12 protein-coding genes are annotated in these 11,628 nt (G+C 72.1%); 4 read left to right on the top strand and 8 right to left on the bottom strand.

What is annotated here, in order from left to right:
- Positions 1 to 165 precede the first annotated feature (165 nt).
- From ACIPXC_RS29430 to ACIPXC_RS29420, 3 genes are all read right to left on the bottom strand, one after another.
- The gene (locus ACIPXC_RS29430; RefSeq protein WP_401624133.1) at positions 166 to 1,323 is read right to left on the bottom strand and encodes an ROK family transcriptional regulator; all 1,158 of its coding nucleotides are present in this window, start codon (positions 1,321 to 1,323) and stop codon (positions 166 to 168) included.
- A 101-nt stretch (positions 1,324 to 1,424) separates the two neighbouring features.
- A complete protein-coding gene (locus tag ACIPXC_RS29425; RefSeq protein WP_401624131.1) occupies positions 1,425 to 2,075 on the bottom strand; it encodes a response regulator in 651 nt (216 codons plus the stop codon).
- Between the two features lie 4 nt (positions 2,076 to 2,079).
- Positions 2,080 to 3,258 carry a sensor histidine kinase gene (locus ACIPXC_RS29420; protein ID WP_401624129.1) on the bottom strand — a complete coding sequence of 393 codons (1,179 nt, stop codon included), beginning with the start codon at positions 3,256 to 3,258 and terminating at the stop codon, positions 2,080 to 2,082.
- 108 nt (positions 3,259 to 3,366) lie between these two features.
- Between ACIPXC_RS29420 and ACIPXC_RS29415 the strand changes: the two genes are divergently transcribed.
- The 4 genes from ACIPXC_RS29415 (at position 3,367) to ACIPXC_RS29400 (ending at position 6,082) form a co-directional block, all read left to right on the top strand.
- Positions 3,367 to 4,278 carry an ABC transporter ATP-binding protein gene (locus ACIPXC_RS29415; RefSeq protein WP_401624127.1) on the top strand — a complete coding sequence of 304 codons (912 nt, stop codon included), beginning with the start codon at positions 3,367 to 3,369 and terminating at the stop codon, positions 4,276 to 4,278.
- A 28-nt stretch (positions 4,279 to 4,306) separates the two neighbouring features.
- Positions 4,307 to 5,056, top strand: coding sequence for an ABC transporter permease subunit (locus ACIPXC_RS29410; RefSeq protein ID WP_401624126.1), 750 nt, complete (start codon positions 4,307 to 4,309; stop codon positions 5,054 to 5,056).
- 40 nt (positions 5,057 to 5,096) lie between these two features.
- The gene (locus tag ACIPXC_RS29405) at positions 5,097 to 5,534 is read left to right on the top strand and encodes a hypothetical protein (protein WP_401624124.1); all 438 of its coding nucleotides are present in this window, start codon (positions 5,097 to 5,099) and stop codon (positions 5,532 to 5,534) included.
- A 71-nt stretch (positions 5,535 to 5,605) separates the two neighbouring features.
- Positions 5,606 to 6,082 carry a hypothetical protein gene (locus tag ACIPXC_RS29400; protein ID WP_401624122.1) on the top strand — a complete coding sequence of 159 codons (477 nt, stop codon included), beginning with the start codon at positions 5,606 to 5,608 and terminating at the stop codon, positions 6,080 to 6,082.
- Between the two features lie 58 nt (positions 6,083 to 6,140).
- On the opposite strand, the gene mug is transcribed toward ACIPXC_RS29400, so the two are convergent.
- The 5 genes from mug to ACIPXC_RS29375 all read right to left on the bottom strand — a co-directional run bounded on the left by mug (position 6,141) and on the right by ACIPXC_RS29375 (position 11,408).
- Positions 6,141 to 6,695 (bottom strand): G/U mismatch-specific DNA glycosylase, encoded by a 555-nt coding sequence (gene mug, locus ACIPXC_RS29395; protein WP_401624137.1) that lies wholly within the window; start codon positions 6,693 to 6,695, stop codon positions 6,141 to 6,143.
- On the bottom strand, positions 6,692 to 8,125 hold the full coding sequence (gene purB, locus ACIPXC_RS29390) for an adenylosuccinate lyase (RefSeq protein WP_030960092.1): 1,434 nt from the start codon (positions 8,123 to 8,125) through the stop codon (positions 6,692 to 6,694). Before purB ends, mug begins: the two co-directional genes overlap by 4 nt.
- Positions 8,126 to 8,196: 71 nt before the next feature.
- Positions 8,197 to 8,979, bottom strand: a complete 783-nt coding sequence (locus tag ACIPXC_RS29385) for an SGNH/GDSL hydrolase family protein (RefSeq protein WP_401624119.1) — start codon at positions 8,977 to 8,979, stop codon at positions 8,197 to 8,199.
- A 63-nt stretch (positions 8,980 to 9,042) separates the two neighbouring features.
- Positions 9,043 to 10,068: a hemolysin family protein gene (locus tag ACIPXC_RS29380; protein ID WP_401624117.1), complete on the bottom strand. Its 1,026-nt coding sequence runs from the start codon at positions 10,066 to 10,068 to the stop codon at positions 9,043 to 9,045.
- Entirely contained in the window at positions 10,065 to 11,408 is a 1,344-nt protein-coding gene (locus ACIPXC_RS29375) for a hemolysin family protein (protein ID WP_401624115.1), read from the bottom strand. Before ACIPXC_RS29375 ends, ACIPXC_RS29380 begins: the two co-directional genes overlap by 4 nt.
- Positions 11,409 to 11,628 lie beyond the last annotated feature (220 nt).

The following is an 11,628-nucleotide window of genomic DNA, read 5'->3' as shown; positions in this document are numbered from 1 at the left end:
GAACATCCCGCTTCGCGGGACGTTCCCGAAAACCGGGATTAACCCTCATAAAGCGACCCTGACGAGGTTGACCAAACAGATAGGGGCACCCCCCCGCACGCGCGGGGCGCCGGACCACAGCCGTACCGGCTTCAGTCCTGCCGGGCGCCGGAGGGGGAGAGCGCGTCAGCGGCGGCGGGCCGTGACGGTCTTCTCCACGGCGAAGAGCTCCTCCTCGACGTGGTCGAGCGCGAGCCGGAGGGCCCCGGTCGCCACGGCCGCCTCGCCGAGCAGCGACAGGGCCACCCGCGGAGGGCGCAGGCAGTAGCGCTCCAGCTCCCGGCGCAGGGGATCCAGGACCCCGTCCAGGCCGGCCGCCCAGCCGCCGACGACCACCAGCTCCGGATCCATCGCCAGGACCAGCGCCGCCACGTCGTGGACCAGACGCTGCAGGAACCGGTCCACGGCGGCAATCGCCTGCTCGTCGCCCCGCCTGGCCATGGCGAAGACCTCGGCCACGGCCGCCTCGTCCAGCGGGTGCAGCGGCTCGCCGGTCGTGGACAGCAGCCGCTCGGGCGTCGCCTCACGGCCCAGCAGGTGCAGGGCGCCGATCTCCCCGGCGGCTCCGCCGAAGCCCCGGTGCAGCCGGCCGCCGATGAGCGAGCCCGCGCCGGGACTGAGTCCCGCCATCACGAAGACCATGTCGCCGGTGTCCCGTGCGGCACCCTTCCAGTGCTCGGCGACCGCCGCCGCGTTGGCGTCGTTCTCCACCTGCACCGGGCAGCGGAACGAGCGCCGCAGCCGGTCGCCGAGCGGCAGCCCGGTCCAGCCGGGCAGGGCGGTGCCGAGACGCACCGTGCCGTCCGCCTCCACGATGCCGGGGCTGCCGACCCCGACCGCCCGCAAGGAGTCCCGCGGCACACCGGCCCGGCGCAGCAGATCGGCGACGGCCGCGCGCACCCGCTCCAGCCGCTCGTCGGCCGAGGCCGTTTCGGCGACCTCCTTGGTGCCGGCGCCGATGATCCGGCCGTCCAGCCCGGACAGCAGCACCGCGACGCGGTGCGAGCCGATCTCTATGCCGAGCAGGTGGCCCGCCTCGGCCCGGAACCGGAACCGTCTGGCCGGCCGTCCCTGCCGCCGCGCGCCCTCCTCGGCCTCGGCCTCGACGACGAGGCCGGTCCCGATCAGCCCCTCCACGACCCCTTCGACGGTCGGCCGGGAGAGACCGGTCAGCCGTGTGAGGTCGGTGAGGGTCGGCGACCCGGCCGTGCGCAGTGCCCGTAGCACCACCGCGGAATTGATCCGCCGAAGCAGAGAGGGATCCCCGCCGGTCAGCTGCCCCAACGTGTGTCCTCCCAGCTAGCGAGCCTGTCAGCCGGATCGTACTGCGCGCCGGGTGCGGCGGCGAGAAGCAGCCCCCCATCGGCCGGAGCGGGCCTTTCCCTTCAGGCAGGGGAGACGAAGCCCGACTCGTACGCCGTGATCACGGCCTGGGTGCGGTCCCGCGCCCCCAGCTTCGCCAGGATCGCGCTGACGTGGGACTTGACCGTCTCCGTGCCGATGATCAGCTCGGACGCGATCTCCACGTTGGTGAGCCCCCGCGCCATCAGCCGCAGCACCGCCTCCTCCCGCTCGGTCAGCGCGGCCCGCTCCAGCACCGCCCGCGCCTGACGGTTGCCGTACTCCGCGGCCAGGGCCCGCACCGCGGCCGGGAAGAGCAGCGTCTCGCCCTCCGCGACCAGCCGTACCGCGTGCACGATCTCCGAAGGCCGGGACCGCTTCAGGAGGAACCCGTCCGCGCCGGCCCGCAGCGCCTGGTAGACGTACTCGTCGTTCTCGAACGTGGTCACCACGAGGATCTTCGGCGGGGAATCCACCGTCCGCAGCACCGCGCGGGTCGCCTCGATCCCGTCGAGCAGTGGCATCCGCACGTCCATGGCCACCACGTCCGGCCGCAGCTGCCGCACGAGCGGGATCACCGAGGCACCGTCGGCCGCCTCACCCACCACCTCGATGTCGGGCTGGGAGTTCAGGACGGCGCGCAGACCCGCGCGGACCAGGGGTTCGTCGTCGACGAGCAGTACGGTAACCGGCATCCGGTCAGCGTATTCGCTCCAGCGGAAGCCGTGCGCGCACCCTCCAGCCACCCTCGTACGGTCCGGTCTCGGCCTCCCCGCCCAGCAGCGCGGCCCTTTCCCTCATCCCGCGCAGTCCGCTGCCGCCGCCCGTCGTGACGCCGGGCCGTCCCGGCAGCGTGTTCGTCACCTCCAGCTCCAACCGGTCCGCGGCCATCTCCACTCGCACCCGGACCGGCACCGGCCCGCAGTGGCGCAGCACATTGGTGAGCGACTCCTGCAGGATGCGATACCCCTCACGGGTGACCGGCCCGGGCAACTTCTCCAGCGGTCCGGTCAGCTGCGCGTCCACTTCCGAGCCGGAGGCCCGGGCCGATTCCAGCAGCCGGTCGGCCTCCGCCAGCGTCGGCCGCTGCGACGGCGGCTGCCCGGACTCCCGCAGCACTCCCAGCACCCGCTCCAGGTCCTCCAGCGCGGCCCTGCCCGTCTCCTCGATGGCGCACAGCGCCCGGTCGGTGAAGGCGGCATCGCCCGCGGCGCGCGCCGCCCCCGCCTGTACGACGGCCACGGTCAGCGCGTGCCCGATCGAGTCGTGCAGCTCCCGCGCGATCCGGGTCCGCTCCAGCAACTGCTCCGTCCGCGTTTCCAGCGCGCTCAGTCGCTCGGCGGCCGAAGGACCGAGCAGCCGGGTGGCGATGGCGGTGATCAACTCACCGAGCAGGACCACGACGACCACCAGAACGACGAGGGGAACGGGCGCCAGCAGCGCGGCGACCCAGCGACGCTCGGGTATCAACGGTGCCAGTGGCCCCGGATCCAGGGAACGACCGAGCGCGCTCGCGATGAGATCGACCGTCAACGCCGGCATCCAGACGGTGGCGGCCACCGCGCCGATCGCCATGACCATCCGCGTCTCCAGCCACAGCACCGTGCGCCAGCGGTCGCCCCAATGGGCCGAAGGGGCCAGGCTTATGGCGCCCTCGGCGGAGCCACGGTCGTACGGGGTGAGCAGGAACTGCGCCTGAAGTCCCTCCGCGAGCCGCACCCAGGGCACCAGCCCGAAGGGCAGGACGAGGAACATCGGCCCCCACGGCCACTCCGGCACCACGAACAGCCATATGGCCACGACCAGCAGGGGCACGCAGAGGTGCAACCAGCGTGAATAGGTCACTGGTTGGAACGGGGCCCGCAGCAGTCGGTACATGCCCCCATGGTGGCAGGGCCCCGCTCGCGGACGTCTCCCCCGTGCGGGGGAGACGGCACCCCCGCACGGGGGAGGGAAGGGGGCGGGGCCGGCGGCGAATCTTGAGCCATGAACAGCATCAAAATCCGAGAACTGACCAAGGCATACGGCGCCCACCGTGCGGTGGACGGCCTCACCTTCGATGTACTGCCTGGGCGGGTCACCGGATTCCTCGGCCCCAACGGCGCCGGGAAGTCCACCACCATGCGCCTGCTGCTGGGCCTGGACCGGCCCACCTCCGGTACGGCCACCATCGGCGGCCGGCGCTACCTGGACCTGCCGGATCCGCTGCACCGGGTCGGCGCCCTCTTGGACGCCCAGTCGGCCCACGGTGGGCGAACCGCCCTCGACCACCTGCGCTTCCTCGCTGCCGCGGGCGGCATTCCGGTGCGACGGGTGGACAAGGTCCTGGAGCAGGCCGGGATAGCGTCCGTGGCCAAGCGGCGGATCAAGTCCTTCTCGCTCGGCATGCGCCAGCGCCTCGGCATAGCCGCCGCGTTGCTGGGCGACCCCGGGGTGCTGCTCCTGGACGAGCCGACGAACGGCCTCGACCCCGAGGGCATCATCTGGATCCGCGAGCTGATGCGGGGCCTCGCCGCCGAAGGGCGCACCGTGCTGGTCTCCAGCCACCTGATGTCCGAGACCTCCGCTCTCGCCGACCACCTGGTCGTGCTCGGCAACGGCCGACTTCTGGCCGACACGTCGATGGCGGACTTCATCGACGCCCGCAGCACCCGACGGGTGCGCCTGCGCACCTCCGATCCGGGCCGGCTGCGGTCCGCCCTGGCCCGGGACGGCTTCGAACTGGCCGACGCGGAGGAGGGGCGATGGACCGTCGAGGGCATACACACCGAGCAGCTCGGCAACCTTGCCGCCCGCGAGGGCATCCCCGTGCTGGAACTGTCCGACGAGCGCGCCTCGCTCGAGCAGGCCTATCTCGATCTCACCGCCGATCACGCGCAGTTCACCGCAACCCGCTGACTTCCCCGAACCTTCAGGAGGCCCCGCCATGCGCGCCGCTCTGCCCACCGTCCCCACCCTGCACTCGGAATGGATCAAGATACGGTCCCTGCGCGGCACTCTCGGGGGCCTGATGTCCGTCCTCGTCGTCACCGCGGGCATCCAGGCGCTGACGGCAGCCGCCATCGGCCGGTCCGAGGACGGCAGCATGGGTGACGATCCGCTCTTCGCGGCCTACTACGGCATCTCCTTCGGGCAGATCGCAGCCATGGTCTTCGGCGCCGGCGCCGTGTCCGGAGAGTTCCACAACGGGGCGCTGCGCACCTCGCTGGCGGCGGTGCCGAACCGCACCCGCTTCTACCTGTCGAAGGTCGTCACAGTGGGTGTCCTCGCCCTGCTGGTGGGTCAGGTCACCGGGCTGGTCACCTTCGTCGTGGGTCAGGCGTTCATGGGCCAGTACGCCCTGGAGCTCGGCGACCCGGGTACCTACCGGGCTGTCGTCGGCAGCGGGCTCTACCTCACCCTGATGGTGCTGTTCGCGGCAGGGCTGACCGCCGTACTGCGCAGTGGGACGGTCGTGCTGAGCCTGCTCATACCCCTCGTGCTGCTCGTTTCCTTCGTCGTCGGCGAGGCCGCGGGGGGTGCGGCCCAGTACCTGCCGGACCGCGCCGGGCAGTTGGTGCTGCACGCCCAGGCGCAGGGTGATCTCGGCCCCTGGACCGGGCTGGGCGTGATGGCCCTGTGGGCCGCGGCCGCGGTGCTCGGCGGCTGGCTGGCGGTGCGCCGCAGGGACGCGTGACATCAGGCCAGTTGTCAGTGCTGCTCGGGATACTGACGGCATGACCACGGCAGAGCACCTCGACACGATCGACCGGCTCCTGGCGCAGGAGTTCCCAAGGGAGCCGGTCCGGACCGTCGACAGCAGCAGCGGTCCGGGCTTCCACCTGGTGCATCTCTCCCGGACGCGGCACTTCTGGGACGACGACGGCTCGGGCCGGATCGAGGCGGCCGACCAGATCAGTGCCGAGTACGGGGCGATCACCCAGGCCGTGACCGACCGGTGGGGGGAGCCGCAGGTCTTCAGTCTGGGGACGGTGCTGGAGCGGGGATTCGAGGGGGAGGCGATAGAGGAGCCGTGGAGCGAGCTGAGCAGCTGCACCGACCACGTCCATCTGTGGCGGGCCGGAGAGCGCTGGCTGGTGGTGTGCGTGGCGCAGTGGGACCGTGAGGCGCCCTACCTGCTGACCGCGGGGGTCACCGTCGTGGACCCGCCGTAGCAGGCGCGCATCGCGGCACCGGCCAGGAGGAGGAGGAGGGGCGTGTCGGTGGCCGCACTAGAGTTCCGCGGGTGAGTGACATGTACGAGCTGATGATTGCCGTCGACCTGCGGGACGAGATCTCCGAGGCGGAACTCGCCGAGTTGAGCTGGCATCTGGGGGCCGGGCAGCAACCGGAGCGCCTGTCCGTCGTCACGCGGTTCCCGGTCGTGGTGACGGACGACTCAGGGATCCCGTACGTGGAGGACGATCCCCGTCCACTGCTCGCCGGACGGGGCGCGGCATGGCGGGTGGGTGGCGTGCTCTGCTCGGCCCTGGCGAGTCGTGCGGACCTGCCGGTGAAGGGCTGGGGGCTGATGTCCCGGCAGGAGATCCACCCCGATGAATTCGACCAGATCGGTGAGCTGCTCCGCTGGCTGGCGGCAAGGGCCCACCCGACGCACCTCCGGGAGGACGGTGCGGTCGGTATCGGATTCCTCAGGTTCCAGGAGGACGAGGTCCCCGAAGTGCTCCGGGTCGAGAGCGGGCAGGTCAGCTGGCCGGCCTGAGCACCCGCCGGGGTGCTGTCACCCTGCTCACCGCCGGATCCGGGGCCGATGCGGGCGCTCAGGGGCGCTCGTCGTCGGGGGAATGCGCGGCCTCGCGGAGGCGGGCGTACTCCTGGGCCATGGACTCGGCGGTCCAGTGGGCGTTCAGGCCGCTGGGGTTGGGGAGGGCCCAGATGCGGGTGGAGCCGATCGTGCGCTCCTGGGGGCCGATCTGCGCCGTCCGTTCGCCGAATGCGGTGCGGTAGGCCGTGACGCCGACCACCGCCAGCCACTGGGGGCGCAGCCGTTCCACCTTCGCCGTCAGGATGCGGCCGCCCGCGCGGAACTCCTCGGCGCTCAGCTCGTCCGCTCGGGCGGTGGCGCGGGCCACGACGTTGGTGATGCCCAGGCGGTAGGCCAAGAGTTCCTCCTGCTCCGCGGGAGCCAGGCGGCGCGGGGTGAAGCCCGAGAGGTGCAGGACCGGCCAGAAGCGGTTGCCGGGGCGGGCGAAGTGGTGGCCCGTCGCGGCGGAGAGGAGACCGGGGTTGATTCCGCAGAACAGCACGCGCAGACCGCCCGCGACCACGTCCGGGAGGACGCGGTCGCGGGCGGCGGCCAGCTCTTCGGGCGTCAGAGGATCGACCCCGGCGCGTACCCGGCGGCCTCCGGGTGCTGCTTGGCGATGGCCTCGATGCGGGAGACCACGGTCGAGACCTGGTCGCCCGCGGCGCCGGTGAAGGAGAGCTTGTCCGCCATGAGCGCGTCGAGCTGGGCGCGGTCCAGCGGCATCCGCTCGTCGGCGGCCAGCTTGTCGAGCAGCTCGTTGCGCTCGGCGCCCTGCTCGCGCATGGCGAGCGCGGAGGCCACCGCGTGCTCCTTGATGACCTCGTGGGCGGCCTCGCGGCCCACGCCCGCACGCACTGCGCCCATCAGGACCTTGGTGGTCGCGAGGAAGGGGAGGTAGCGGTCCAGCTCGCGGGCGACGACCGCGGGGAAGGCGCCGAACTCGTCGAGGACCGTCAAGAAGGTCTCCAGGAGGCCGTCGAAGGCGAAGAAGGCGTCCGGCAGGGCCACGCGGCGGACCACGGAGCAGGAGACGTCGCCCTCGTTCCACTGGTCGCCGGCCAGCTCGCCGGTCATCGAGGCGTAGCCGCGCAGGATGACCATCAGGCCGTTCACGCGCTCGCAGGAGCGGGTGTTCATCTTGTGCGGCATCGCGGAGGAGCCGACCTGGCCGGGCTTGAAGCCCTCGGTGACCAGCTCGTGGCCGGCCATCAGGCGGATCGTCTTGGCGATCGACGACGGCGCGGCGGCCAGCTGGACCAGCGCGGTGACCACGTCGTAGTCGAGGGAGCGCGGGTAGACCTGGCCGACCGAGGTGAAGGCGTGGGCGAACCCGAGGTGGGCGGCGATGCGCTGCTCCAGGTCGGCGAGCTTGGCGGCGTCGCCGCCGAGCAGGTCGAGCATGTCCTGGGCGGTGCCGACGGGGCCCTTGATGCCGCGCAGCGGGTAGCGCTCGAGGAGGTTCTCCAGGCGGTCGTAGGCCACCAGCAGCTCGTCGGCCGCCGTCGCGAACCGCTTGCCCAGGGTCGTCGCCTGCGCGGCCACGTTGTGGGAGCGGCCGGCCATGACCAGCTCGGCGTGCTCGCCGGCCAGCTTGCCGAGGCGGGCGAGCACGGCGACCGTGCGGTCGCGGGCCAGCTCCAGGGAGAGGCGGATCTGGAGCTGCTCGACGTTCTCGGTCAGGTCGCGGGAGGTCATGCCCTTGTGGACGTGCTCGTGGCCGGCGAGGTCGTTGAACTCCTCGATCCGGGCCTTCACGTCGTGCCGGGTGACCTTCTCGCGCTCGGCGATGGAGGCGAGGTCCACGTCTTCCAGGACGCGCTCGTAGTCGGCGAGGGCCGCGTCCGGGACCTCGATGCCGAGGTCCTTCTGGGCGCGCAGCACGGCGAGCCACAGCCGCCGCTCCAGCGTCACCTTGTACTCGGGGGACCACAGGACGGCGAGCTCCGCGGAGGCGTAGCGGCCGGCCAGGACATTGGGGATGCGGGGCTTGGCAGTCACGTGTAGGGATTCTACTTGGGCCGCCGCTGTGTGTTTACGCAGGTCGGGCCACCGCTCGCGATTGTGCCTTGCTACGAGAGCGGCGCGTCCCGGTAGGGCCGCAGTTCGGGGCGCTTGGCCGGGCGGCCGTCCCCGGAGGAGCGGCCCGTCAGGCGGCGGCCGATCCAGGGGAGCAGGTGCTGCCGGGCGAAGCTCAGGTCCTGGGACCGGCGCGCCGCCCAGCCGGGCGGCTCGGCGACGGGCAGTTCGGTGCGCCAGTCCAGCTCGGCGGGCAGGCCCAGCGTCTGCCAGACGGCCTCCGCCACCCGGCGGTGGCCCTCCGACGTCAGGTGCAGCCGGTCGACGTCCCACATCCGCGGGTCGGCGAGGACGGGAGCCCCGTAGAGGTCCACCACCAGGGCGCCGTGCCGGGCGGCGAGCTCGTCGATGGTGGCGAACAGCTGCTCCATCCGGGGGCGGAAGCGTTCCATCACCGGCCCGTCGCGCCCCGGGGAGCGCATCAGGACGAGCTGCTTGCACGAGGGCGCGAGCTGCTCCACGGCCGCCTCCAAGTGGGCGCGCACCCGGCCCATGTCCACCTTGGGGCGCAGGGTGTCGTTCAGCCCGCCCACCAGGGTCACCACGTCCGCGCCCATCGCGGCCGCCACCGGGACCTGGTCCTCGGTGATCTGGCCGATCAGCTTCCCGCGGACCGCGAGGTTCGCGTAGCGAAAGCATGGTTGGCGCGCCGCGAGACGGGCCGCCAGCAGATCGGCCCAGCCGCGGTAGGAGCCGTCCGGCAGGAGGTCGGACATGCCCTCGGTGAAGGAGTCACCGACCGCGACGAAACTGGTGTAAGGCGCATTCATCTCCATGGCGCAGTGATGTTACCGCGCGGTACCCCGGCCCCGCGGGGCCGGGGACCCACACCCCGGGCGTCACGCGGAAGCCGGCCTGCCGAACAGTTCCCGCAGTACGTCCTCCATCGTCACCAGACCCGTCATGGCGTCCTCCGCGCCCAGTACCGCCGCCAGGTGGGTACGGCTGCGCCGCATGGCGGTCAGCACGTCGTCCAGCGGTGTCTCCGCCCGGACCTGCGCGATCGGCCGCAGCGCCGACGCCGGGAAGGGCTCGTCGCGCGACTCCGCGTCCGCGTCCAGGGCGTCCTTCACGTGCAGGTAGCCCAGGATGCCCTGCTGCGCGTCGACCACCGGGAAGCGGGAGTACCCGCTCTCCGCCGACAGCCGTTCCAGCCCGGCCGGAGTGATGCCCTCGCGGGCCGAGATCACCCGCTCCGCGGGCAGCACCACGTCGATGACGGGCCGTCGGCCCAGTTCCAGGGCATCGTGCAGGCGCTCGCTCGCCCGGCCGTCGAGGAGCCCGGCCTCGCTGGAGTCCTTCACCATCCGGGCCAGCTCGTCGTCCGAGAACGTCGCCGCGACCTCGTCCTTGGCCTCCACCCGCAGCAGCCGCAGCAGGGCGTTGGCGAAGGCGTTGATCGCGAAGATCACCGGCCGCAGCGCCCGGGTCAGGGTCACCAGCGGCGGCCCCAGCAGCAGGGCCGTGCGCACCGGCTCGGACAGCGCCACGTTCTTCGGCAGCATCTCGCCGAAGAGCATGTGCAGGTACGTCGCGAGCGCCAGCGCCACCACGAAGGAGATGGCGTGCGTCAGCCCGGACGGCACCCCGACCAGGTCGAAGAGCGGGGTCAGCAGATGGGCGATGGCCGGTTCGGCCACCACGCCCAGTACCAGCGTGCAGAGGGTGATGCCGAGCTGAGCCGCCGCCATGAGTGCCGACACGTGCTCCAGGCCCCACAGGACGGCGCGGCCGCGCCGGTCGCCCTGCTCGGCGTACGGCTCGATCTGGCTGCGCCGGACCGAGATCAGCGCGAACTCCGCGCCGACGAAGAAGGCATTCACGACCAGGGTCGCCAGGCCGATCAACAACTGGATCGCGGTCATCGCGCGTCCTCCGTACCCTCGGCCGGACCGGCCGACCCGGCGGGCGCGTGCAGCAGCACCCGCGCCGCCCGGCGCCCGATGTCGTCCACCACGTCCAGCCGCCAGCCGCCCAGCTCCAGGCTGTCGCCGACGGCCGGGATCCGGCCCAGCTCGGTCGCTATCAGGCCGGCCAGGGTCTCGTACGGGCCGTCCGGCACGCTCAGCCCGATCCGCCGGAGCTGGTCGGTGCGTGTGGCCCCGTCGGCGGAGTAGAGCCGGCGCCCGGAGGCGTCCGTGCCGGCCGGGGCGAGGTCGGGGGTCTCGTGCGGGTCGTGCTCGTCGCGGACCTCGCCGACGACCTCCTCGACGATGTCCTCCAGCGTGGCCACGCCCGCCGTGCCGCCGTACTCGTCGATGACCACGGCCATGGTCTGCTTGCCGGACAGCCGGTCCAGCAGCCGGTCCACGGTCAGGGACTCCGGTACGAGGAGGGGCTCGCGCAGCAGCTGCGACACCGGACGGCGGCGGCGCTCCTCGGCGGGCAGCGCCAGCACGTCCTTGATGTGGACGGTGCCGACGACGGTGTCGAGGCTTCCGCGGTAGACCGGGAAGCGGGACAGACCGGTGGCCATCGTCGCGTTCGCGACGTCCTCGGCGGTGGTCTGCACGTCGAGGGCGGTGACCTGGACGCGCGGGGTCATCACGTTCTCCGCGGTCAGATCGGCCAGGTTCAGGGTCCGGACGAACAGCTCGGCCGTGTCCTTCTCCAGGGCGCCCTCCCTGGCGGAGTGCCGGGCCAGGGCGACCAGCTCCTGCGGGGTCCGCGCGGAGGCCAGCTCCTCGGTCGGCTCCATGCCGAAGCGGCGCACCATGTGGTTCGCGGTGGTGTTGAGGTGGCTGATCAGCGGCCGGAACGCACGGCTGAAGACCCGTTGGAAGGTCGCCACCCGCTTGGCGATCACCAGCGGCGAGGAGATGGCCCAGTTCTTCGGCACCAGCTCGCCGACGACCATCAGGACGACGGTGGACAGGGCCGTTCCGAGAACCAGGGCGGTGGAGGACGCGGCGCCCGCCGAGAGCCCCATGGCCTCGAACGGGCCCTGGAGCAGGGCGGCGATCGAGGGCTTGGAGATCATGCCGATGACCAGGCCGGTCACGGTGATGCCGAGCTGGGCGCCGGAAAGCTGGAACGTGAGGCTGCGGACGGCCGACAGAGCGCTGTCGGCGCCGCGCTCACCGCGCTCGGCGGCCCGCTCGAGCTCGCTGCGCTCGACGGTCGTGAGGGAGAACTCGGCCGCGACGAACACCCCGCAGGCAAGGCAGAGCAGCAGTGCCACGACGAGCAGGAGCACCTCGGTCATCGGTCGATCACCTCCGTCCCATGATCGGCCAGGAGGAGGGGGATCGCGCGGTGTCGCGAACGGTGACGTCGCGGGGGCCGCGAAGTGCTGTGTCGTGGACTGGGAGGCTCGCCCATGGGCGGACGCTCACACCTTTCACTCAGGAGGATCTGTCCCCACATGGTAAAGGACGAGCAAAGCGGCCGGATCATCCTTTCGGCGCAGCGCCGCCTGATGATGA

Source organism: Streptomyces sp. NPDC090021, from assembly GCF_044748225.1.
Classification (GTDB): domain Bacteria; phylum Actinomycetota; class Actinomycetes; order Streptomycetales; family Streptomycetaceae; genus Streptomyces.
Note: the sequence above shows the minus strand (reverse complement) of the source record. Positions and strands in the feature narration are given on the sequence as shown.

What these genes read in the sequence shown, in the direction of transcription:
- ACIPXC_RS29405 (WP_401624124.1), top strand. Translation starts at nt 5,097, where the DNA reads ATGACCACGGCAGAGCACCTCGACACGATCGACCGGCTCCTGGCGCAG.
- ACIPXC_RS29375 (WP_401624115.1), bottom strand. Translation starts at nt 11,408, where the DNA reads ATGACCGAGGTGCTCCTGCTCGTCGTGGCACTGCTGCTCTGCCTTGCC.
- ACIPXC_RS29410 (WP_401624126.1), top strand. Translation starts at nt 4,307, where the DNA reads ATGCGCGCCGCTCTGCCCACCGTCCCCACCCTGCACTCGGAATGGATC.
- ACIPXC_RS29385 (WP_401624119.1), bottom strand. Translation starts at nt 8,979, where the DNA reads ATGGAGATGAATGCGCCTTACACCAGTTTCGTCGCGGTCGGTGACTCC.
- ACIPXC_RS29415 (WP_401624127.1), top strand. Translation starts at nt 3,367, where the DNA reads ATGAACAGCATCAAAATCCGAGAACTGACCAAGGCATACGGCGCCCAC.
- ACIPXC_RS29380 (WP_401624117.1), bottom strand. Translation starts at nt 10,068, where the DNA reads ATGACCGCGATCCAGTTGTTGATCGGCCTGGCGACCCTGGTCGTGAAT.
- ACIPXC_RS29425 (WP_401624131.1), bottom strand. Translation starts at nt 2,075, where the DNA reads ATGCCGGTTACCGTACTGCTCGTCGACGACGAACCCCTGGTCCGCGCG.
- ACIPXC_RS29420 (WP_401624129.1), bottom strand. Translation starts at nt 3,258, where the DNA reads ATGTACCGACTGCTGCGGGCCCCGTTCCAACCAGTGACCTATTCACGC.